23 protein-coding genes are annotated in these 20,501 nt (G+C 65.4%); 9 read left to right on the forward strand and 14 right to left on the reverse strand.

What is annotated here, in order from left to right; translation table 11 throughout:
* Positions 1-52: 52 nt before the first annotated feature.
* Genes N2603_RS27330 through N2603_RS27340 form a run of 3 tightly spaced genes read right to left on the reverse strand, consistent with a single transcriptional unit; the run spans position 53 to position 3,578 of the window.
* The gene (locus N2603_RS27330; protein WP_260384571.1) at positions 53-1,810 is read right to left on the reverse strand and encodes an NAD+ synthase; all 1,758 of its coding nucleotides are present in this window, start codon (positions 1,808-1,810) and stop codon (positions 53-55) included.
* Positions 1,811-1,831: 21 nt separating this feature from the next.
* Positions 1,832-2,185: a diacylglycerol kinase gene (locus N2603_RS27335; protein WP_211409207.1), complete on the reverse strand. Its 354-nt coding sequence runs from the start codon at positions 2,183-2,185 to the stop codon at positions 1,832-1,834.
* Between the two features lie 4 nt (positions 2,186-2,189).
* A complete protein-coding gene (locus tag N2603_RS27340) occupies positions 2,190-3,578 on the reverse strand; it encodes a class II 3-deoxy-7-phosphoheptulonate synthase (RefSeq protein ID WP_260384572.1) in 1,389 nt (462 codons plus the stop codon).
* 180 nt (positions 3,579-3,758) lie between these two features.
* On the opposite strand from N2603_RS27340, the gene N2603_RS27345 reads away from it, so the two are divergent.
* On the forward strand, positions 3,759-4,655 hold the full coding sequence (locus N2603_RS27345; RefSeq protein ID WP_260384573.1) for an alpha/beta hydrolase family protein: 897 nt from the start codon (positions 3,759-3,761) through the stop codon (positions 4,653-4,655).
* A 7-nt stretch (positions 4,656-4,662) separates the two neighbouring features.
* On the opposite strand, the gene N2603_RS27350 is transcribed toward N2603_RS27345, so the two are convergent.
* Positions 4,663-4,926, reverse strand: coding sequence for a hypothetical protein (locus tag N2603_RS27350; protein ID WP_026312400.1), 264 nt, complete (start codon positions 4,924-4,926; stop codon positions 4,663-4,665).
* 186 nt (positions 4,927-5,112) lie between these two features.
* Complete coding sequence (locus N2603_RS27355) at positions 5,113-6,597, reverse strand: aldehyde dehydrogenase family protein (RefSeq protein ID WP_260424267.1); 1,485 nt, start codon at positions 6,595-6,597, stop codon at positions 5,113-5,115.
* 114 nt (positions 6,598-6,711) lie between these two features.
* Here N2603_RS27355 and N2603_RS27360 point away from each other — a divergent pair, with 114 nt between their 5' ends.
* Together N2603_RS27360 and N2603_RS27365 are read left to right on the forward strand one after the other, a co-directional pair.
* Positions 6,712-7,794: a substrate-binding domain-containing protein gene (locus tag N2603_RS27360; RefSeq protein ID WP_018645515.1), complete on the forward strand. Its 1,083-nt coding sequence runs from the start codon at positions 6,712-6,714 to the stop codon at positions 7,792-7,794.
* Positions 7,795-7,871: 77 nt separating this feature from the next.
* Positions 7,872-8,246: a winged helix-turn-helix domain-containing protein gene (locus N2603_RS27365; RefSeq protein ID WP_260384574.1), complete on the forward strand. Its 375-nt coding sequence runs from the start codon at positions 7,872-7,874 to the stop codon at positions 8,244-8,246.
* A gap of 6 nt (positions 8,247-8,252) precedes the next feature.
* On the opposite strand, the gene N2603_RS27370 is transcribed toward N2603_RS27365, so the two are convergent.
* Complete coding sequence (locus N2603_RS27370; protein ID WP_260384575.1) at positions 8,253-8,630, reverse strand: hypothetical protein; 378 nt, start codon at positions 8,628-8,630, stop codon at positions 8,253-8,255.
* 156 nt (positions 8,631-8,786) lie between these two features.
* A complete protein-coding gene (locus N2603_RS27375; protein WP_260384576.1) occupies positions 8,787-9,365 on the reverse strand; it encodes a hypothetical protein in 579 nt (192 codons plus the stop codon).
* Between the two features lie 163 nt (positions 9,366-9,528).
* Here N2603_RS27375 and N2603_RS27380 point away from each other — a divergent pair, with 163 nt between their 5' ends.
* Positions 9,529-10,467 (forward strand): LysR family transcriptional regulator, encoded by a 939-nt coding sequence (locus N2603_RS27380; RefSeq protein ID WP_260384577.1) that lies wholly within the window; start codon positions 9,529-9,531, stop codon positions 10,465-10,467.
* Between the two features lie 23 nt (positions 10,468-10,490).
* Here the strand turns inward: N2603_RS27380 and N2603_RS27385 are convergent, their stop codons facing one another.
* From N2603_RS27385 to N2603_RS27400, 4 genes are read right to left on the reverse strand one after another with little or no spacing between them, the layout of a single operon-like run.
* Positions 10,491-11,075: a TIGR00645 family protein gene (locus N2603_RS27385; protein ID WP_260384578.1), complete on the reverse strand. Its 585-nt coding sequence runs from the start codon at positions 11,073-11,075 to the stop codon at positions 10,491-10,493.
* A 49-nt stretch (positions 11,076-11,124) separates the two neighbouring features.
* A complete protein-coding gene (locus tag N2603_RS27390; protein WP_018645509.1) occupies positions 11,125-11,763 on the reverse strand; it encodes a YjbE family putative metal transport protein in 639 nt (212 codons plus the stop codon).
* Positions 11,760-12,122, reverse strand: a complete 363-nt coding sequence (locus tag N2603_RS27395; RefSeq protein WP_026312397.1) for a hypothetical protein — start codon at positions 12,120-12,122, stop codon at positions 11,760-11,762. Before N2603_RS27395 ends, N2603_RS27390 begins: the two co-directional genes overlap by 4 nt.
* A 2-nt stretch (positions 12,123-12,124) precedes the next feature.
* Positions 12,125-12,580: a TerB family tellurite resistance protein gene (locus N2603_RS27400; protein ID WP_260384579.1), complete on the reverse strand. Its 456-nt coding sequence runs from the start codon at positions 12,578-12,580 to the stop codon at positions 12,125-12,127.
* A gap of 674 nt (positions 12,581-13,254) precedes the next feature.
* Here N2603_RS27400 and N2603_RS27405 point away from each other — a divergent pair.
* Together N2603_RS27405 and N2603_RS27410 are read left to right on the forward strand one after the other, a co-directional pair.
* On the forward strand, positions 13,255-13,440 hold the full coding sequence (locus N2603_RS27405; RefSeq protein ID WP_026312396.1) for a hypothetical protein: 186 nt from the start codon (positions 13,255-13,257) through the stop codon (positions 13,438-13,440).
* Positions 13,441-13,786: 346 nt separating this feature from the next.
* On the forward strand, positions 13,787-14,926 hold the full coding sequence (locus N2603_RS27410; protein ID WP_260384580.1) for a glucuronate isomerase: 1,140 nt from the start codon (positions 13,787-13,789) through the stop codon (positions 14,924-14,926).
* A 161-nt stretch (positions 14,927-15,087) separates the two neighbouring features.
* Here N2603_RS27410 and gor read toward each other — a convergent pair whose 3' ends face one another.
* From gor to rpiA, 3 genes are all read right to left on the reverse strand, one after another.
* Positions 15,088-16,476: a glutathione-disulfide reductase gene (gene gor / locus N2603_RS27415; protein ID WP_260384581.1), complete on the reverse strand. Its 1,389-nt coding sequence runs from the start codon at positions 16,474-16,476 to the stop codon at positions 15,088-15,090.
* Between the two features lie 123 nt (positions 16,477-16,599).
* Positions 16,600-17,151 (reverse strand): DUF2059 domain-containing protein, encoded by a 552-nt coding sequence (locus N2603_RS27420; RefSeq protein ID WP_018645503.1) that lies wholly within the window; start codon positions 17,149-17,151, stop codon positions 16,600-16,602.
* An 11-nt stretch (positions 17,152-17,162) separates the two neighbouring features.
* Entirely contained in the window at positions 17,163-17,867 is a 705-nt protein-coding gene (gene rpiA / locus N2603_RS27425) for a ribose-5-phosphate isomerase RpiA (protein WP_026312395.1), read from the reverse strand.
* Positions 17,868-18,031: 164 nt separating this feature from the next.
* On the opposite strand from rpiA, the gene N2603_RS27430 reads away from it, so the two are divergent.
* From N2603_RS27430 to moaA, 3 genes are all read left to right on the forward strand, one after another.
* Positions 18,032-18,721: an HAD family hydrolase gene (locus N2603_RS27430; protein ID WP_018645502.1), complete on the forward strand. Its 690-nt coding sequence runs from the start codon at positions 18,032-18,034 to the stop codon at positions 18,719-18,721.
* 155 nt (positions 18,722-18,876) lie between these two features.
* Positions 18,877-19,347, forward strand: coding sequence for a hypothetical protein (locus N2603_RS27435; RefSeq protein WP_260384582.1), 471 nt, complete (start codon positions 18,877-18,879; stop codon positions 19,345-19,347).
* 108 nt (positions 19,348-19,455) lie between these two features.
* Positions 19,456-20,490 (forward strand): GTP 3',8-cyclase MoaA, encoded by a 1,035-nt coding sequence (moaA, locus tag N2603_RS27440; protein ID WP_018645500.1) that lies wholly within the window; start codon positions 19,456-19,458, stop codon positions 20,488-20,490.
* The last annotated feature ends 11 nt before the right edge of the window (positions 20,491-20,501 follow it).

A 20,501-nucleotide genomic window follows, 5' to 3' on the forward strand; every position in this document is an offset into this window, starting at 1 on the left:
CGCGGATGATGACGGCGAACCTTGGGGCGCTATCGCTCTCACACCGAAAGCTTCACCCCTCGAACGCGTCGATCGACGCCTTGCTGCCGCGCGAGACCAGCGTCTCGTCCGGGGCCGGCAGCCTCTCACCCTTGTCGCGGAAGCGGTTGGTGATGGGATAGCGGCGGTCGCGGCCGAAATTCCTGGCCGTCACCTTCACGCCGGGCGCGGCCTGGCGGCGCTTGTATTCGGCGACGTTGAGCAGATGGTCGATGCGGGCGACCGTCTCGCGGTCGAAGCCGGCGGCGATGATCGCATCGAGTGGCTCCTCGCGTTCGACCAGACGCTCGAGGATGGCATCGAGCACGTCATAAGGCGGCAATGAATCCTGATCGGTCTGGTTCTCGCGCAGCTCCGCCGTCGGCGGACGCGTGATGATGTCAGGGGGAATGACCTCGCCCGCGGGCCCGAGCGCGCCATCCGGCTTCCAGCCGTTACGCAGGCTCGCCAAGCGAAACACCTGCGTCTTGTAGATGTCCTTGATCGGGTTGAAGCCGCCGTTCATGTCGCCATAAAGCGTGGCGTAGCCGACCGACATCTCCGACTTGTTTCCCGTGGTCACCACCATCAGCCCGGTCTTGTTGGAGATCGCCATCAAGAGCGTGCCGCGGGTGCGGGCCTGGAGGTTTTCCTCGGTGATATCGGGCGGCAGGTTCTTGAAGATGCCGGACAAGATGGCCTCAAACCCGGTCACGGCCTCCGCGATCGGCAACACCTCGTAGCGGATGCCGAGATGGCCGGCGAGTTCGCCGGCATCCGCAATCGAGTGTGCCGCCGTATAGCGATAAGGCAGCATCACGCCATGCACCTGGTCGGCGCCGAGCGCGTCGATCGCGATCGCCGCGCACAGGGCGGAATCGATGCCACCGGAGATGCCAAGCAGCACGCCGGGAAAACCGTTCTTGCCGACATAGTCGCGTAGGCCCAGCACGCAGGCGGCGTAATCGGCCTTGTCGCCCTCGACCTGCTCCGCGATCGGCCCCGTGCAGCGCCAGTCGTCGCCGTTCCGGGTGAAGCGGACCGTGGTGACGTTTTCCTCGAACGCCGGCAATTGCGCTGCAAGCGAGAGGTCGCCGTTGAGCGCGAAGGACGCGCCGTCGAACACCAGTTCGTCCTGGCCGCAAACCTGGTTGAGATAGACCAGCGGCAGCCCGCTCTCGGTGACGCGCGCCACCGCCACCGACAGCCGCACGTCGTTCTTGTCGCGGGCGTAAGGCGAGCCGTTCGGCACCAGGATGATCTCGGCGCCGGTCTCGGCCAGGGTCTCGACCACGTTTTCGTAGTCCTCGGACTCCTCGAGCCAGATGTCCTCGCAGATCGGCACGCCGATGCGAACGCCGCGCACCGTGACGGGGCCGGCCGCAGGTCCCCGCGCAAACAACCGCTTCTCGTCGAACACGCCGTAATTCGGCAGATTGCACTTGAAGCGAAGTGCGGCGATGCGGCCGCCGTCGAGCAGCGCGCAGGCATTGTAAAGCCTGCCGTCCTCGACCCAGGGCGTGCCGACCAGCATGGCCGGCCCGCCATCGGCGGTCTCACGGGCGAGCGCTTCGATCGCGACGCGGCAGGCGGCCTGGAAGGCCGGCTTCTGCACCAGATCTTCCGGCGGATAGCCAGAAATGAACAATTCCGGAAACAGCACGAGATCGGCGCCGTCGGCGGCGGCTTTCGCGCGCGCGGCGCGCACCTTCGCGGCATTGCCCTCGATGTCGCCCACGGTCGGATTGAGCTGGGCGAGCGTGACCGCGAATGCGTTGAGACGTTCGGTCATGGCCGCCCTTTTCAATTCTCGTCAGACGAAACCCAGCCGCTCGACGATGGCAAAGATCCAGAACGCGCCCGCCATCAGCAGCGCCACACCAACGGCGGCCGAGCCCATGTCCTTGACGCGGCCGATCTGCTTGTCGTGATCCATGGTCAGACGGTCGGCGAGCTTCTCGATCGCCGTGTTGAGCAGCTCGACCGTCAGCACGAACGCGACCGCACAAATCAATTCGACCGCACGCATCGCTGTCGCGCCGATGAACCAGGCCACCGGCAGCGATACGAGGAGCGCAAAGATCTCCTCGCGGATGGCCTGCTCCGAGCGGAACGCAAAAGCCAGACCGTTGCGGGAATTGATCGTGGCCTTCCAGATTCGCAGCAAGGTCCTAGAGCCCCGCTGCGGCCGGCATCGGCTTGGTCTTGCCGGCGCGTTCCTGCTTCAGCAGCTCGGCGACCAGGAAGGCCATGTCGATGGATTGCTCGGCGTTGAGGCGCGGATCGCAGACCGTGTGGTAGCGGTCGTTGAGATCCTCGTCCGTGATCGCGCGGGCGCCGCCGAGGCATTCGGTGACGTCCTTGCCCGTCATCTCCAGATGCACGCCGCCGGCATGGGTGCCTTCGGCGGCGTGGATCGCGAAGAACGACTTCACCTCGGACAGGATGCGGTCGAACGGCCGCGTCTTGTAGCCCGACGTCGAGGTGATGGTGTTGCCGTGCATGGGATCGCACGACCAGACCACCACTTTGCCCTCGCGCTTCACGGCGCGGATCATGTTCGGCAGATGCTCGCCGACCTTGTCGGAGCCGAAGCGGCCGATCAGCGTCAACCGGCCCGGCTCGTTGTCGGGATTGAGCACGTCGATCAGCTTCAGGAGCTCGTCGGGCTTCAGCGACGGGCCGCATTTGAGCCCGATCGGGTTCTTGATGCCGCGGAAATATTCGATATGGCCGTGATCGAGCTGGCGGGTGCGATCGCCGATCCAGATCATATGGCCCGAGGTCGTGTACCAATCGCCGGTGGTGGAATCGACGCGGGTCATGGCCTGCTCGTAGCCGAGCAGCAGCGCCTCGTGGCTGGTGTAGAAATCGGTCGAGCGGAGCTCAGGATGGGCCTCGAGATCGAGGCCGCAGGCGCGCATGAAATTGAGCGCATCCGAAATGCGGTCGGCCAATTCCTTGTAGCGGCGGGACTGCGGGCTATCCTTGAGGAAGCCGAGCATCCATTGATGCACGCTGCCGAGATTGGCGTAGCCGCCGGTGGCGAACGCACGCAGCAGGTTCAGCGTCGCCGCCGACTGGCGATAGGCCATCAGCTGGCGCTGCGGATCCGGCACGCGCGCTTCCTTGGTGAAAGCGATGTCGTTGACGATGTCGCCGCGATAGCTCGGCAGCTCGACGCCATCAATCTTCTCGGTCGGCGATGAGCGCGGTTTTGCAAATTGGCCGGCAACGCGGCCGACCTTCACCACCGGCACTGCACCTGCATAGGTCAAGACGACCGCCATCTGCAGCAGCACGCGGAAGAAGTCGCGGATGTTGTTGGCGCCGTGCTCGGCAAAGCTCTCGGCGCAGTCGCCGCCCTGGAGCAGGAAGGCCTCGCCGGCCGCGACACGGGCCAGCGCCTTCTTCAGATTGCGCGCCTCGCCGGCGAACACCAGCGGTGGAAAGGTCGCAAGCTGCGCCTCGACGTCGGCCAGGGCCTTGGCGTCGGGATAATCGGGCACCTGTAGCACCGGCTTGCTGCGCCAGGACTCGGGCGTCCACCGCTCGGACATCGCAATCTCTCCGTGAAGCAAAAAGCACAACCTGATCTAGGGGTTGCGAGGGCCGCCTTATACACAGGCTGGCACGACATCGCCAGTTGTAAATCCGTTTCGCATTGCAAACCCTTGCGGGCAAAGCTGAATTCGCATTTGCTAGGGGTAGCGAGGAAACCGGCAAGACACCTTCCGCCCATGGACGCGGCACTGGACGACGTTTTCATCGACGAGATCAGCTTCCCGGCGGCCGACGGGTATGCGCTGGCCGGCACCCTGTTTCTGCCGCGCGGCACCAAGCGCCACGCCGTCCTGATCAATTCGGCCACCGCCGTCCCGCGAAAAATCTATCGCGGCTTTGCCTCCTACCTCGCCCATCGCGGCTGCGCGGTCCTCACTTACGACTACCGCGGCATCGGCGACTCCCGGCTGCCGGCGATGGTCGGCTACAACCAGCCGAAATCGCTGGTCGGCTTCAAGGCCTCGATGTCGGACTGGGCCGCGCTCGACGTCACCGCCGCGGTGCGCTGGATGCGCGAGCGGTACAATACGCTGCCCCTTGCCTATGTCGGCCATTCCTACGGCGGCCAGGCGCTCGGGCTGATCGAGAACAACAGTGAGATCTCCCGCGCCGCCTTCGTGGCCTCGCAGGCCGCGACCTGGCGGCTGATGACCTCGCCGGAGAAATACCGCGTCTACGCCTTCATGAATTTCGTCGGCGTGCCGCTGGCCCACGCGCTCGGCTACGCGCCGGGCTGGGCCGGCATCGGCGAGGATTTGCCCAAGGGCGTCTTCCTGCAATGGGCCGAATGGGTCCGGAGCCCGCGCTATCTGTTCGATTCGAAGCTGCCGGCGCTGGACAATTTCGCCAAGTTCAAGGGCGAGCTGCGCGCGCTGTGCTTCTCGGACGATCCCTGGGCGACGCGGCCCGCGATCGAGTTGCTCATGGGCGGCTTCACCGCGATCAAGCCGGAGGTATTGACGGTGACGCCGTCCGAAGTCGGCGCCAAGGGAATAGGCCATTTCGGCTTCTTCCGCCCCGCGCACCGCGACACGCTGTGGCGCGGCGTCGCGGAATGGCTGCAGGGAGAGTGAGACTGCGTCAGCGGATGATCGTCGTCAGAGACGAGTAGCGCCTGTTCGGCTTGGCATCGCTCGGCGCAAACTGCGCGAACGCTTCGCTGACGCGGACCGCCGGTGGCGTGTCGCTCGCGAACCGAAACTCCTTCGGCTTGGGTGCGTAGAAGCTGGCGCTGTAATAGGCGTCGTCGAACCGCGCCTCGCCGACGCCGAACACCGCGTCGCAGGCGAACAGGAGCGCGTACACTCCTGCAACCGCCACGACGATCTCCCTGAAGATTGACATGATGATGCCCTGCCCTTTTGCGGGCAGGATGCAGGTCGGTTCCAAAGCTCTGGTTTAAGGCGCCGCGCTTCTTGTCGAGATGGTTTGCGGCCGCTGAGCCGGATGCAGACGATTTTATCGATCTTGAAAAAGAGCCCGCCTGACCGGACGATCAGGCGGGCCCAGGATTGGCCGATCGGGAGGTTATCAGACGGCCAGATTCATCCAGACAGCCTTGGGCTCGGTGAAATTGTCGAGCGCCGCGGTGCCGTGCTCGCGGCCGAGGCCGGAGTCGCGCTCGCCGCCCCAGGGCAAGCGCACGTCGGTATAGCCATAGGTGTTCATCCAGACCGTGCCGGCGCGGGCCCGCTTGGCGAAACGCTGCAGCTTGCCGATGTCGCGGCTCCAGACGCCGGCGGCGAGGCTGTAGGCGGTGCCGTTGGCGATCCGCAGCGCATCGGCCTCGTCCCTGAACTTGATGACGCTGACGACGGGGCCGAAGATTTCCTCCTGCGAGATCCGCATCTCGTGGGCGACATCCGCGAACACCGTCGGGCTGATGAAGTAACCGCGCTCGCCGACCCGCGTCCCGCCGGTGACGAGGGTCGCGCCCTCCTTCCGGCCGATATCGACATAGTCGAGGATCGACTTCATCTGCTTCTCGGAGATGACCGGGCCGAGCGCCGTCTTGCGGTCGAGCGGATCGCCGATCCTGAGCGATTTCGCGCGCGCAGCCAGCCGCTCGACGACCTCGTCATAAGCCTTCTCCTGCACCAGCACGCGGGAGCCGGCCGAGCAGACCTGGCCGGCATTGAAGAAGATGCCGGAGGCCGCCGCCTTGCTCGCCGCTTCGAGATCGGCGTCATCGAAGATGATATTGGCCGATTTGCCGCCAAGCTCGAGCGAGACGCGCTTGAAGTTGCCGGCCGCGCCCTTCATGATTCCGCGGCCCACACCGGGCGAGCCGGTGAAGGTGACCTTGTCGACGTCGGGGTGATTGACCAGCGCATCGCCGACGACGCGCCCCGGACCCGTCACGACGTTGAACACGCCCGCCGGCAGCCCGGCTTCGAGCGCGAGCTCGGCGATGCGCAGCGCCGACAGCGAGGTCAGCTCGGCCGGCTTCATCACGATGGTGCAGCCGCAGGCCAGCGCCGGCGCCAGCTTCCACATCCCGATCATCAGCGGAAAATTCCACGGCACGATCGCCGCGACCACGCCGACAGGCTCACGCATGGTGTAGGTCAGCGCGTCGTCGCGCACCGGCACGACGTCGCCGCTGATCTTGTCGGCCCAGCCGGCGTAGTAGATCAGCGTGTCGACGGCGGCCGGAAAGTCCTGGCGCATCGTCGCGGAAATCGGCTTGCCGGCATCTATCGACTCCAGCTCGATGATTTCCTCGGCGTGTGCCTTCAGCAGGTCCGCCCAGCGCAGCAGGATCTGGCCGCGCTCGGAGGCGCGCATCGTCCGCCATGGACCTTCGAACGCCCGGCGCGCCGCGGCGACGGCATGCTCGACATCGGCCTCGCCACCCTCGGCGACGGTGGCGATGACCTGCCCCGTTGCAGGATTGAGGGATTTGAAGGTGCGGCCGGAGCTGGCGGGGACGCGGCGGCCGTCGATGAGCAGGTGCTGCGGCCGGGCCATGAACTCGGTCGCCGGCGAATGCGCAAAGTCATATGCAACTGACATCATATTTCCTCCTGTTCTGGTATGCCAGACTAGGCGTCTATTGGCCGGAGTAAATATGATATGATCTGCAAATGGACGCCGAATATATGAAGTGTAGTTCATAAGGAAAGGCCGATGCTTCAGATCGAGATCGAGGCTGTCTGGCGGTTTCGCCGCGAGGGCAGCCCGCGCACCGTCGCCGTCATGCTCGGCGTGCTCAACGAAATCCGGAAGACCGGCAAGATCACCAGCGCCGCCAGCGACGCGCATCTCTCCTATCGCCATGTCTGGAATCTGATCGAGCAATGGTCGGAGTTCTTCGGCACGCCGCTGGTCGAGACCCAACGCGGCAAGGGCTCGAAGCTGACGCCGTTCGGCGAGCGGCTGGTGTGGGCCGGCGAGCGCATGCAGGCGCGGCTCGGCCCGCAGCTCGAAAACCTGGCGCAGGAGCTCGCCAGCGAGATCAAGCCGTTCCTCGAACAGCGGCCTTCCGTCATCAGAGTTCACGCGAGCCACGGCTTTGCGGTGGCGAAGCTGCGCGAGTTCCTCGACCGCGAGCCCGGCATCGGCGTCGATCTGCGCTATGTCAGCAACCAGCATTCGCTGGTCTCGCTGGCGCAAGGTGCCTGCGACCTCTCCGGCCTGCATCTGCCGCACGGCGCGCTGCGTGCGCAAGGCATCAAGGCCGCGCGTGAATGGCTCGATCCGCGCGAGGACCGCATCATCAGCTTCGTCACGCGCGAGATGGGCCTGATGGTCGCGCGCGGCAATCCGCTGCGCATCGCCTCGCTGCAGGACCTCACCGGACCAAAAGTCCGGTTCGTCAACCGCGACCATGATTCCGGCACGCGCCTGTTGTTCGACCAGCTGCTCGCCGCAAACCGCATCGACGAAGGCAGGATCAACGGCGCGCAGCAGATCGAGTTCACCCACGCCGCGGTCGCGGCCTATGTCGCGAGCGGCATGGCGGATGCGTGCTTCGGCGTCGAGGCGGCCGCGCGGCAGTTCGGCCTCGATTTCATCCGCCTCCTCACCGAGGATTATTTCTTCGTCTGCAAACGCGCCTTCCTCGATACCGCCCCGATGCAGCGCATCCTCGAGATCATCCGCAGCGCCGATTTCCGCGCCGCCGTCGCCACCCTGCCCGGCTACGTGCCCTCGGATACGGGCACCGTGACCGGCGTGAAGGCGTTTCTGGAGATGCACGCCGTGCGGTGATCAAGGACCGCGCTCACCTTGTCGGCGGTGGGCAAGAGTGGCAATCTCAGATGCGAATTGATCCAAGAGTCCTCGTCATGCCGCGCGCCAGCGCCAAACCGCGTCCCCAGTTGAGCCTTCGAATCGACCTCGACGGCGAGGACCGGATCGGCCCCGGCAAGATCGAGCTGCTGGAGCAGATCCGCGAGCAGGGCTCGATCTCGGCGGCCGGCCGGGCCATGGACATGTCCTACAAGCGGGCCTGGGACCTCGTCGACGAGATCAAGCGCATCTGCGGGCATGCCGTGGTCGAGCCGCAGGCCGGCGGCAAGAACGGCGGCGGCGCGATGCTGACTCCCTTCGGTGAGAAGCTTGTCGCGCGCTACCGCAAGATCGAGCGCGACGCCGCGCGCGCCGTGCACAAGGAGCTGGAGGCGCTCAGGAGCGACATCGCCCGTTCGCGGAAATCCTGACGGCCGTCAATTCGGCCTTACCGCCACCTCGGGCATCGGCTGCGTCAGCGCTTCGCCCAGCAGGCTCTGCTCCGCCTTCGGGATCGAGAACCGCACCTTGAAGCCGTCTTCGGTCTGCAGCGTGATGATGCGCTGGGTCGTGTCGGTCGATTGCTCCAGCACCCAGGACGCCAGCGGATAGGCGTAGCGCAGGCTCTGGTCGCCGTAACGGGCCTTCAGCGCCGTCTCGAGCAGTCCGGGCAGCGTCATGATGAGGGCGCCGACCTGGTTGAGCGAGACGCTGACGGCAGCCGAATTGCCCGTCACGTCCTCGAAGCCCAGCGAGATCGCGCCGCCGTCGGCCGCCACCTCGCACGTCGTGAGCGATCTGACCTTGATTTCCATCGAGAACTCCGGGACGCAGTTCCGCTATATCCTGAAAAATATAGCGATAGTTGCGATCAGGTCCAGCCGGTTGTTTTGGAATATCTCGAACCGGCCGGAGGGAGCGTGGCTTCGACTTCCGACGGCGACACGGTCCCGGCAGCGCCACGCGGCCGCTTACATCAGCGGCTCGTCCTTCAGCGCCGACACCACCTGCTCACCGCGCTCGGTCAGGCGATAGGTCACCAGCGGCCGACTCGATGGCGGCTTGCGATCGATCTCGACGATGTAGCCGCGCACCATCAGCGCTTCGAAGCTGCCGTAATAGCCGAACATGCTGATCTGGTTCTGCCTCAGCAGCTTGAACTCGCGCAGCAGGCGGATCTCGTTGCCCGAAAGCAGCGAGCGGCGCACGCGCTGCACGAACCGCGCGCGCTGCTCGAACCAGGCCTGATCGGGCAATTCATGCACGGCCGGCGCCGGATCGCGCTCGCACAGGCGCGCCTCCGGCGTGGCCTCGGCTATCACCTGCGGCAGGCACGGCATGCTGCTCACGACCGCTTCCCTCGCGACATCGAGCAAGGCGATCGGCCAGCGACGCTTGTTGTCCACCATCACCGGCGGCGGCACGACGCTGTCACGCACCAATTGCTCGAAACGCCCGGCGGTCACGCCGACATAGGCGGCCGCCCGTCGGCGATCGACCAGACGGGTGTCCGGCCGGTGCTCCAGCTCGCAAGCGATGTTCTCGTCCACCCCGAAATCCCCTGGCGCCTCGTTGCGCGAAGCCCGGCGGTCCCCAAGGGGACCGGCCGGGCCGGCGGCGAACGTAAGGAGGAGCAGCGCTCTCGAAAAGCAGAGAATTTCGCACATGTTGCTGCCGTTTCGGCAACGGCTATAGTCCTCCCCAGGGGACCCCATGCGATTTCATTCACCCGCCATCCAGTACTTCCACGCCGTCCGCCGCACCGGCTCGATCCGGGCTGCGGCGCGCGTACTGAACGTCGCCTCCTCGGCAGTCAGCCGCCAGATTCTCAAGCTCGAGCAAGAGGTTGGGTCACCCCTGTTCGAGCGAAATGCGCGCGGCCTGACGCTGACGACGGTCGGCGAGATGCTGGCCCGGCATGTCATGAACGTGCTCCAGGACCTCGACCGCTTCCGCTCGGACGTCGCCTCCCTGTCCGGCGCCTGGAGCGGCACCGTCCGCATCGCCTGCATCGAATCGCTGACGGAATCCGTGCTGCCGGACCTGATCGCGTCCCATCGCGGCCGGGCCCGCCGCGTCAGCTTCACCACCGGGGTGAAGGGATCGTCGGACGTGCTGGAGTCCTTAAGCCGCGGCGAAGCCGACATCGGCATCGCCATGGCGCTCCGCCACCCGCCCGATTTGCGGCAGGTCGCCTTGAAGCGGTTTCGTCTCGGCGCGGTGGTCGCACGCGAGCATCCGTTGGCGCGCCGCAAGACGGTGACGCTGGAGCAATGCCTCGCCTTCCCCGTCATCAACGCACTGCCGGAGCTGTCGATCTATCATCTACTGCAGCCGCTGATCGCGCAGCTCTCGGAGACGCCGGAGCCGGCGATCCAGGCCAACTCGATCGACCTGATGCGCGAGCTCGCCGCGCGCGGCGTCGGTGTCGCCTTCCAGACCCAGCTCGGCATCAACAGGCTGTCACGCGACGGCCAGCTCGTCTTCCTGCCGCTCGACAATGCCGGCAGCCCGGTCTGGTCCGATCTCGGCATCTACGTCCGTGCCGAGCGGACGCTACCCGCCTACACCGAGTCGTTTCTTCAGGAGCTGGTGCGCGAACTGGGCGAGCGCGAGCGGCGGGAGAACGCGGCCTATCCGCCGACCTCGTGACGTCGCCTCAAGCGCGCCCGCGCTCAGCCGTGACTTGCCGCCTTGCGGTGGCCGTTCTCGCTGAGGCGGTCGACCCAGGCGATACCGATCGCGGAGATGATGAAGGTCAGGTGGATCAAAACCTGCCACATCACGCCGCTCTCGGTGAAATTGCTGCGCGTGGTGCCGAGATTACCGGCCTCGATGAAGGTCCGCAGCAGCGAGATCGAGGAGATGCCGATGATCGCCATTGCCAGCTTGATCTTGAGCACGCTGGCATTGACGTGGCTGAGCCATTCCGGCTCGTCGGGATGGCCGCTCAGGTTGAGCCGCGAGACGAAGGTCTCGTAGCCGCCGACGATCACCATCACCAGCAGGTTCGAGATCATGACGACGTCGATCAGTCCGAGCACGACCAGCATGATCTGCTGCTCGCTGGCGTCGAAGGAATGCACGACCAGATGCCAGAGCTCTTTCAGGAACAGCAGCACGTAGACGCCCTGCGCGATGATCAGGCCGACATAGAGCGGCACCTGCAGCCATCGCGAGCCGAAGATCAACTGCGCGAACGGGCCGATTTGCGGTCGCGGCACGGCGTGCGCCGAAGGTGCTTTGCGTTCGGACGTCATTGATTACTCCGGATTGGAGGCAGGAAGCGTCGCCTCAGAAGAATTGCGCTCAGAGACTCGCGATCACAGGCGCGAGCTCGAGCGAGCCCCGATAGATCATCTCGAAGGCGACGTAAACGATGATGGCGAGACCGACATAGGCGATCCAGCGCTGCTTCTGCAGCACGCGGCCGAGCAGGTCGGCGGCAACGCCCATCATCGCGACCGACAGCAACAGGCCGAAGGCGAGGATGTAGGGATGCTCGCGCGCGGCGCCCGCCACCGCGAGAACATTGTCGAGCGACATCGAGACGTCGGCCGCGACGATCTGCACCGCCGCCTGGCCGAAGGTCTTGTGCGGCGCCGTCGCAGCATCCGCGCCGGGACCATGGCTGAACGCGAGCTGGTTGGAGTGCGCGGCCTGCTCGCGAATCTCGCGCCACATCTTCCAGCACACCCACAAGAGCAGCACGCCGCCGGCGAGCAACAGGCCGATCACCTGCAGAAGCTGGGTCGCGACGCCGGCAAAGACGATACGCAGCGCCGTTGCGGCGGCAATGCCGACGATGATGGCACGCCGGCGCTGCGCGGCCGGAAGGCCGGCGGCGGCAAGGCCGATGACGACGGCGTTGTCGCCGGCAAGCACGAGGTCGATCAGGACGACTTGAAGCAGCGCACTCAGCGCGTCGGCGGTGATGAATTCAGTCATGATTGATCATTTTTCGGTGTGGACGGATCGAGCCAATGCGGCTTCTTCCGCTCGATCCAGTCGAAGACCTTTGAACGGGAGGAACGCAGCGCCGGCACGTCCTCGGCGAGCAGCGCAAGGCCAAGCGGCAGCATCCAGACGCCGAGCACCGGCAGGAAGGAGAGCACTCCGCCGACGACAAGCAGCGCGCCCGAGGGGATCCGCACCCAGCGGCTGGACGGCTTGAGCAGATAGCTGACGGTGTCGGCCATGCGCGGCGGCAGACGGTGGACGAGCTTGTCGAGGCGCGGATCGCCGCCGGCCATCTGGCTGGCGGCGCCCGCGGTCCCGGTCGTGTGCTCATCCGATGCTGTGCTCATGCTCACTCCTTTGGGGCGGTGCTCACCGCACCCGGCCCGACCTGCTTCGCGCGCGGCAGCACCAGCGTCAAAAGCCGCAACAGCTTGATTGCCTGCACCTCATGCGGATGCACGTCCTCGTCCGCGGCCGCGACGCGCTCCGACAGCTCGATCAGATGCGACGACAGCGGCATGTTCGAAACCGGCCGCAGCGTGTCGATCACCACATTGGCAAAGTCCGGCTCTTCCAATCGTTCCGCAAGCTCGTCGAACATCGAAAGCAGCCGCTCGTCGCCGATATGCGGCGCCAATCCACGATCCCTGATGAAGCGGATCACCTCGTCACGCTCGACCGGCGAGACGCGCCGGTCGGCCACGGCGACCAGCGCGCCGGCAATGACCAGCGCCACTGCGGCCTGCTCGTTCAGGCTGGACGGTTCGGTGATCTCGATCGTATTTGAGAATTTGGCGTCAGACATCGTTGCTCCTCGTTTTGCGCAAATGTCCGCGCGGAGCTGCGATGGAACGACGGGTCGGGAAGGAACTCGAGAGGGCCCGACGGTCGGCCGATCCATCGCATTCGCGCGGGACAGGTCATCCGACATCGCGAGGTTTGCCGACATCTGTCGGCGTCCTCGCCAGAGGGGCCCGGATTCTTGTTCGCCTCAGACATAAAGATGGGTCTGTCGGAATCAAGGCGATACGACTGCGACCAGCGGCCGCATCGGTTCCGTGTTGCCATGTTTGGTTAAGCAGTTGCGCACGCAGCTCCGTAGTCCGGATGAGCGCAGCGATATCCGGGACAGTGGTCGTCGCTTCGCTCATGCGGGCTACGGGAGATGGCCATGGGTACCGCACACACCTGTTTCAACCGTCATTGCGAGCGCAGCGAAGCAATCCAGACTGTCTCCGCGGAAAGACTCTGGATTGCTTCGCTGCGCTCGCAATGACGGTGTATGGGCGACAGCGTCGCTCCTTCAATTCGCGCCTCGACAAGATGCGCGACGGGACGGCGGCATCGCAGCCGTGTCACGATGGATCGCTACGATCTCAGGAACGGGCGCTCCGATGGGACGCAGCGTTCCGTCATAGCGCCCGCACAAGCTTCGGCAGCGAAAAGCTCGCCCAGAGTTCGTTGATCGCGGAGAATCGCATGCATAGCATCACGTCCTGCACCGGCTGCGGCCATGCACTTGTCCCGATGCTGACGGCCAAGGGCCGCGCGGAGCTGAGCTGCCTCTGGTGCGAAGGCATCGACGCGCGCGCGGTGGACATGGCGAAGTGGGCGGACAGCCCGTCCGGCAAACCCGAGCGGATGGCTCGTCGGTCGTTCGAATGAGCGGTATCAGACGCTGAGCCGGCGGCATTCGCCTATGCCCGCGACTTGCAGGGCTGCATGCCGTTTGCAGGACATGCCGACAAATTAGACAAGATACATCCCCGCACCGGACTTGCCGGCTTTGCGAGTTGGCCCGGGCAGGTTGGTGAACATGTTCTCTAACCTCAGGCGCAATCTCGATTTTTTTCGCGCCGCGTGAAGCCGGCGAGCTTGCGCGCTGCGCCGTGCGCCGACTGGCCCAAAATTCGCAAGACATCGTTACGCCGGATTCCCTGCCCTCCCACGACAGGAGCAGCAAGATGCGTGCGCCCAGCTCCGGGATGACGGCATCACATCGGAGAATGCCATGAACGTGCATGCCGCGGGCGATCTCAAATTCACCGGCCTCACCCGTCCGGATGGCTTACCCCTTCGCCTCAACGATCAGGACTTCGTTGCGATCGATCGCGACAGGAATGCGAAGTTCGAGGCGACCTACCGGCCGCAGGCGCTCTACAACCGTGCCAATGAGGGCTTTCACGCCAACAACGAAACCTTCCTTCTGCACGAGGTCGCGACCAACCTGCCGATCTACCGACCGGACACCGGCCCTACCGATTTCCACCTGCATCTTCCGCCCGGCGGCTTCCAGCTCGTGCTGGTCACGTCCGGCGCGTTCACCTTCGACTATGACGGGCGCTTCTACAATGTCGGTCCGGGCGCGGTGATGCTGCAAAGCGCGATCGTTCACCGCCAGCTGTTCTACACCTGGTCGGGCCTGTCGACCGAAGAGAACTTGAAGACGCCGCAAACGGTCGTGCCCGATCCGATCTCGATGGGCTATTCCGGCAAATTCCTCGAGGCCTTCATCACCGATCCCACCACCTTTCCGAACCCGACCATCGTCGGTCCGGACCAGATCAACGAGGCCGAGACGCCGCGCGTGGCCTGGAGTCATCAGTTGCACAACCGGCCGGCCGATGCCGGCTTCTGGCTTCAGGATCCTCTCGCGTTGGACGCGCTGTTCAAGCCGCTCACCGGCGGCGCGGTCAAATCGGCCCTGCCGGTCTACGTGCGCGACATCGGCATCGAGATTCCCAGCGGTCATCTCGTCACGGGCCACATCATCGCGACCGATCCGCGCGGCCATTCGCTGCTGCCGAAGAGCACGTCCATCGCCGCGGACGCCGGCTGTTTCGCCAAGGGCGAGGTCGTGATCTACCGCGTCATTCGCGGCACCGCCGAGTTCAAGAACAAAGCCGGCGAGAGTTTTGAACTTTCCGCCGGCGACGTGGTAACGGCGGGCAAGGAGTCCGTCAGCCTCATTGGCGTCGGCGAGAACACCCAGGTCCTCCGCCTCGGCCTGCTCAAGGGCATGAACGAGCTTCGCAGCTGGACGCCGACGCAGCGCGACGAGATCGACGGCCTTGCCGGTCAGATCATCACCCACAAGGACGTCCGTCCCCTGCGCACCGAAGGCAAGCCGGTCGGGTATCTGTACGGGTAGGCGGAAATCTCGCTTGCGGCCATCCTTCGAGACGCCCGCCCGCGGCGGGCCCTCAGGATGAGGTCCCGTGTTGCGGCGAGATTTCAGACCCTCATGGTGAGGAGCCCGCCAAAGCGGGCGTCTCGAACCATGCAGGCCCGGCTCGTCCGGCGGATGACAGCCTACTCCGCCGCCTGACGCACGTGCCGCGCAGTCGGCGTACGCATGGTGACGAGCTCTTCGGCCGCGGTCGGATGCAGCGCGATGGTCGCGTCGAAATCCGCCTTGGTCGCCTTCATCTTCACCGCGATCGCCACCACCTGGGTGACCTCGGCGGCGCAATCGCCAACGATGTGGCAGCCGAGCACGCGATCGGTCGAGCCGTCGACCACGAGCTTCATCAGCACGCGCGTGTCGCGGCCGGACATGGTCGCCTTGATCGGGCGGAACGTCGTCTTGTAGATGTCGACGTGGCTGAACTGCGCGCGCGCCTCGGTTTCCGTCAGACCAACCGTGCCGACCTCCGGCTGCGAGAACACGGCCGTCGGGATGTTGGCGTGATCCACCTGCACCTCGCGCTTGCCGAACACGGTGTCGGCGAAGGCATGACCCTCGCGAATCGCGACCGGCGTCAGGTTGAAACGGTGGGTGACGTCGCCGATGGCATAGATGCTGTCGACCGAGCTCTTCGAGAAATGATCGACCGCGATGCCGCCATTCTTCGGATTGATGGCGACGCCGGCGTTCTCCAGGCCGAGATTGGCGACGTTGGGATGGCGGCCGATCGCGAACATCACCTGGTCCGAGGCGATGCTCGAGCCGTTCGACAGATGCGTGGTGAACTCGTCTCCGTGGCGGTCGACCTTGGCCACCGTGCAGCCGGTGAGGATAGTGATGCCCTGCTTCTCCATCTCGGAGCGGACATGGGCGCGCACGTCCTCGTCAAAACCGCGCAAGATGTTGTCGCCGCGATAGATCACGGTGACGTCGGAGCCGAAGCCGGCGAAGATTCCGGCGAACTCCAGCGCGATGTAGCCGCCGCCCTGGATCACGATCCGCTTCGGCAGCTTCTTGAGGTGAAACGCCTCGTTGGACGAGATCACGTGCTCGATGCCGGGAATCGCCGCGCCGTGGTTGGGCGCGCCGCCGGTGGCGATGAGGATGTACTTCGCCCTGATCTTGCGGTCGTTCTCGAGCAGACGGACGGTGTGCTTGTCCTCGATCGTCGCGCGGCTCTTGACGATCTGTGCGCCCGACTTCTCGACATTCGTCGTGTAGGCCGCCTCCAGCCGCGCGATCTCCTTGTCCTTGTTGGCGATCAGCGTCGCCCAGTCGAAGCTCATCGACGGGATGGTCCAGCCGAAGCCGGCGGCGTCCTCGATCTCGTGACGGACATGCGAGCCGATCACGAACAGCTTCTTGGGCACGCAGCCGCGGATCACGCAGGTGCCGCCCATGCGGTATTCTTCCGCGATCATCACGCCGGCGCCGTGACCGGCCGCGATGCGGGCGGCACGCACGCCGCCCGAGCCGCCACCGATGACGAAGAGGTCGACGTCGAATTCAGCCATTGTCCACTCCGACCTCTAGAGCATGATCCGGAAAAATGCAGCGGTTTTCCGAAAGGATCATGCTCAAATGACAACCTAAAGCGCGATAACGCGCTTTAGGAACTCGCTATCAGATAGGTACGGTCAGATTTCCTTGCCACGCTTGCGCATCTCGGCGCGGAAGGCCCCCATCACGGTCTCGGAGAAGTTCTGGGCCCAGGAGTTCATGAAGGCCATGCTGAGGCCGATGGCGCGCGGCTCGGCGTCGATCAGCTTCTTGCCGAGCGGCGACTTGTAGAAGGTGACGAGATCCTTCAGCTCCTGCTCGGTGAACTCGCTGGCGTAGATCTGCGCCATGCCCTCGCCGATCTCGTTCTGGCGGCCGTTGAGCTGCTGGGCGACGACCTGGGCGACCTCGTTGAGGTCCTTCTGGTAGTTGAGGTTCTGCTGGATCAGCGCGATCTTGGTCTTCTCGACGAGGCCGGGCACGGCGCCGGTGTACATCGCGGTGGCGTTCTTGATCTGCAGGATCTCCCGGGCCGCGGCAATCGCCGCCGGCGAGGCCTTCGGCTGGGCCGGCGCGGCGGGCGCCTTGGGCTGGGCCGGCGCCGGCTGCTGCGCCATCGCCGGAACGGCCGAAAGCGCCAGACCCGCAGCAAGGGTCACGGCCGGCAACAATTTCAAAACGCTCTTCATTCCTAGTCTCCTTAGGGCTTTCGCCGTTCAATTACGCGGATTCCCTCGCCGCCCGCCAAAACGGCCGAGCTGGCCAAGCCGATGAACAATCCATGCTCGACGACGCCGGGAATCGCGCTCAACGCCTTGGCGAGGCTGGCGGGATCCGCGATCCGTCCGAGCTGGGCATCGACGATCCAGTGGCCGCCGTCGGTGACGAAAACGTGGCCGTCCTTGGCCTTGCGGACCGCCATTTGCCCGGAAACGCCGCAGTCCGCAAATGCCTTCTCGATCGCGCGGCGCGTCGCGCCAAGCCCGAACGGGATGACCTCGACCGGCAGCGGAAACTTGCCGAGCGTCGGCACCCATTTGCTGTCGTCGGCAATCACGATCATGCGATCCGAGGCGGCCGCCACGATCTTCTCGCGCAGCAGCGCGCCGCCGCCACCCTTGATCAAATTGAGCTCGGGATCGATCTCGTCCGCGCCGTCGACGGTGATGTCGAGATGGTCGACCTCATCGAGCGTGGTCAGCTTCACGCCGCAACGCTCCGCATCAGCGCGCGTCGCCTCGGAGGTCGGCACGCCGATCACCTTCAGCCCGGCAGCCACCCGCTCGCCGAGCAGCTCGACGAAATGCTTTGCGGTCGAGCCGGTGCCGAGCCCGAGCTGCATGCCGTCACGCACCTCCTCCAGCGCACGCGCCGCCGCCTGCCGCTTCAACTGGTCCATGTTCAATTTTGCGCCCGCCTCTGGCTTGAGAGTGCCGCCGGTATAGCTGCTTGCGGCGGCCTATGTAGCCTCGTTTTCCCCGCGGGAACAGGCCTCTGCGCCGATCTTATAAGGTGAACTTATGGCTTCTGCCCTTGCGCCGATCCGGCCGGCCCGATAGCGCTTGGCCCATGACCTCGCCCGCCACGACCTCCTCCTACACCCTCGTCTTCGATCTCGACGGCACGCTTGTGGATACGGCGCCCGACCTGATCACCGCGCTGAACTACGTGCTCGACCGCGAAGGCCTGCCGCCGGTGCCGATCGCCTCGGCCCGCAACATGATCGGCGCCGGCGCCCGCAAGCTGATCGAGCGAGGCCTGGAGGCCGAGGGCCGCACCGTCACCCCCGCCGACATGGACCGGATGACGGCGGATTTCATCGCCTATTACGCCGAGCATATTGCGGTCGAATCCCGCCCCTTCGAGGGGCTCGAGGCGGCGCTCGACCATTTTGCGGCGCAGGGCCATCGCCTGGCGGTCTGCACCAACAAGCTGGAATGGCTCTCCAAGCGGCTCCTGGACCAGCTTGGCCTGAGCCGCCGTTTCGCGGCGATCTGCGGCGCCGACACCTTTGGCGTCCAGAAGCCCGATCCGACCATCTTTAGGGAGACGGTGGCCCGGGCCGGCGGCAATGTGAAATCCAGCATCATGGTCGGCGACGCCGGAACCGATGTCGGGGTCGCCCGGCGGGCCGGGGTTCCCGTGATCGGGGTCAGCTTCGGCTACACGGACGTGCCGATCGCCGAGCTGAAGCCGGACCGGCTGATCCATCACATGCGCGACCTGCCGGCGGCCGCCAGCAGCCTGATGACGGCCTAGAGTTCGGCAAGAGCCTGAAATTTCAGCAGAAACCCGAAGATACCCCGCGTTAACCAACTATTAACTATGCGCGACGCGCCGGTTGCCTGCCCTCGGCGACGCCCCTAAGGTCGGCCCGGGATGTGGCGGTTCGTCGCAGTCGAAGTGGGTGGTTCATGCGTCGGGTGATCGCGATTGCGCTGGCGGGGGCGAGCCTGGGTGGCTGCTCCTCGATGTCCTGGGACATGTTCAAATCGGCGCCGCCGACCGTTCAGGTACGGCTCGAATCAAATCCCCCCGGCGCTGACGCCACCACCTCGCTCGGTCCGGGCTGCAAAACCCCCTGCTCCGTTTCGGTTCCCGCCCTGGACGCGCCGTTCACCGTCGCCTTCGCGCTGCCCAAGTACCAGCCCGCGAGCGTGCCGGTGAACGTGATCAAGAATCCCGGGGATTTCACCACGCCCGCCTCGGTCACCACCGACCCGAATCCGGTGTTCGCGGAACTCCAGCCGGCGACCCCGCCAAAGCCCGTCCGCAAGCCGCACCGGCCGAAGAAGCCGAAACCGGCCGCGACGGCCGCGGCACCGGCTGATGCCGCGCCTGCCGCGGGCTCGCCGTTCCCCGATCCGAACGCAGGCAAGCGCTGAGTTACGTATACCACCCGATTGTCCTAGCCGCGTCCGATGCTTAGATTGCTTCCAGAGCACCGCTGAAGCAAAGGTGCGCCCGTCGCCGTAAGTGACAAGGCATTTGGTATGAACGGACCCTCCGTGAGCCCCCGCGCAGCGCTGTCGAGCGCGATGACCGATCCGTTCGGACGGACCATCACCTACTTGCGCGTTTCCGTCACCGACCGCTGCGACCTGCGCTGCTTCTACTGCATGTCGGAAGACATGACGTTCCTGCCCAAGGCGGACCTGCTGACGCTGGAGGAACTCGACCGGCTCTGCTCGGCCTTCATCGCCAAGGGCGTGAAGAAGCTGCGCCTCACTGGCGGCGAGCCGCTGGTCCGCCGCAACGTGATGACGCTGGTGCGCTCGCTGTCGCGGCATCTGACGAGCGGCGCCCTGAACGAGCTGACGCTGACCACCAACGGCACCCAGCTCGCCAAGCACGCGAAGGAACTCGCCGATTGCGGCGTCCGCCGCATCAACGTCTCGCTCGACACGCTCGATCCCAAGAAGTTTCGCGAGATCACCCGCTGGGGCGAGATCGACAAGGTCTTGGAAGGCATCGAGGCCGCGCGGGCCGCTGGCCTCGCGGTGAAGATCAACGCGGTCGCATTGAAGAACCTCAACGAGGACGAGCTGCCCTCGCTGATGCGCTGGGCCCACGGCAAGGGCATGGGCCTGACCTTGATCGAGGTGATGCCGATGGGCGAGATCGGCGCGGGCCGTATCGATCAATATCTGCCGCTGTCGCTGGTGCGCGCGCGCCTCGCCCAGCAGTTCACCATGACGGATCTCGCTGAATCCACCGGCGGGCCGGCGCGCTATGTCAGCGTCGCCGAGACCGGCGGCAAGCTCGGCTTCATCACGCCGATGACCCATAATTTCTGCGAATCCTGCAACCGCGTGCGCATCACCTGCACGGGAACGCTGCACACCTGCCTCGGCCACGAGGACGCCTCGGACCTGCGCAAGCCGCTGCGGGCATCTGATGACGATGAGCTGCTGGCCGCTGCGATCGACCGCGCCATCGGGCTCAAGCCCAAGGGCCACGATTTCATCATCGACCGCCGCCACGACCGCCCCAGCGTCTCCAGGCACATGAGCGTCACCGGCGGCTGAAGCATGATCCG

This window comes from Bradyrhizobium huanghuaihaiense (assembly GCF_025200885.1).
GTDB classification, from domain to species: domain Bacteria; phylum Pseudomonadota; class Alphaproteobacteria; order Rhizobiales; family Xanthobacteraceae; genus Bradyrhizobium; species Bradyrhizobium huanghuaihaiense.

Excerpts from the sequence above, each read along its gene's own strand:
- N2603_RS27330 (WP_260384571.1), bottom strand. The coding sequence starts at position 1,810 with ATGACCGAACGTCTCAACGCATTCGCGGTCACGCTCGCCCAGCTCAAT.
- N2603_RS27340 (WP_260384572.1), bottom strand. The coding sequence starts at position 3,578 with ATGTCCGAGCGGTGGACGCCCGAGTCCTGGCGCAGCAAGCCGGTGCTA.
- N2603_RS27345 (WP_260384573.1), top strand. The coding sequence starts at position 3,759 with ATGGACGCGGCACTGGACGACGTTTTCATCGACGAGATCAGCTTCCCG.
- N2603_RS27350 (WP_026312400.1), bottom strand. The coding sequence starts at position 4,926 with ATGTCAATCTTCAGGGAGATCGTCGTGGCGGTTGCAGGAGTGTACGCG.
- N2603_RS27355 (WP_260424267.1), bottom strand. The coding sequence starts at position 6,597 with ATGTCAGTTGCATATGACTTTGCGCATTCGCCGGCGACCGAGTTCATG.
- N2603_RS27360 (WP_018645515.1), top strand. The coding sequence starts at position 6,712 with ATGCTTCAGATCGAGATCGAGGCTGTCTGGCGGTTTCGCCGCGAGGGC.
- N2603_RS27365 (WP_260384574.1), top strand. The coding sequence starts at position 7,872 with ATGCCGCGCGCCAGCGCCAAACCGCGTCCCCAGTTGAGCCTTCGAATC.
- N2603_RS27370 (WP_260384575.1), bottom strand. The coding sequence starts at position 8,630 with ATGGAAATCAAGGTCAGATCGCTCACGACGTGCGAGGTGGCGGCCGAC.
- N2603_RS27380 (WP_260384577.1), top strand. The coding sequence starts at position 9,529 with ATGCGATTTCATTCACCCGCCATCCAGTACTTCCACGCCGTCCGCCGC.
- N2603_RS27385 (WP_260384578.1), bottom strand. The coding sequence starts at position 11,075 with ATGACGTCCGAACGCAAAGCACCTTCGGCGCACGCCGTGCCGCGACCG.
- N2603_RS27390 (WP_018645509.1), bottom strand. The coding sequence starts at position 11,763 with ATGACTGAATTCATCACCGCCGACGCGCTGAGTGCGCTGCTTCAAGTC.
- N2603_RS27395 (WP_026312397.1), bottom strand. The coding sequence starts at position 12,122 with ATGAGCACAGCATCGGATGAGCACACGACCGGGACCGCGGGCGCCGCC.
- N2603_RS27400 (WP_260384579.1), bottom strand. The coding sequence starts at position 12,580 with ATGTCTGACGCCAAATTCTCAAATACGATCGAGATCACCGAACCGTCC.
- N2603_RS27405 (WP_026312396.1), top strand. The coding sequence starts at position 13,255 with ATGCATAGCATCACGTCCTGCACCGGCTGCGGCCATGCACTTGTCCCG.
- N2603_RS27410 (WP_260384580.1), top strand. The coding sequence starts at position 13,787 with ATGAACGTGCATGCCGCGGGCGATCTCAAATTCACCGGCCTCACCCGT.
- gor (WP_260384581.1), bottom strand. The coding sequence starts at position 16,476 with ATGGCTGAATTCGACGTCGACCTCTTCGTCATCGGTGGCGGCTCGGGC.
- N2603_RS27420 (WP_018645503.1), bottom strand. The coding sequence starts at position 17,151 with ATGAAGAGCGTTTTGAAATTGTTGCCGGCCGTGACCCTTGCTGCGGGT.
- N2603_RS27430 (WP_018645502.1), top strand. The coding sequence starts at position 18,032 with ATGACCTCGCCCGCCACGACCTCCTCCTACACCCTCGTCTTCGATCTC.
- N2603_RS27435 (WP_260384582.1), top strand. The coding sequence starts at position 18,877 with ATGCGTCGGGTGATCGCGATTGCGCTGGCGGGGGCGAGCCTGGGTGGC.
- moaA (WP_018645500.1), top strand. The coding sequence starts at position 19,456 with ATGAACGGACCCTCCGTGAGCCCCCGCGCAGCGCTGTCGAGCGCGATG.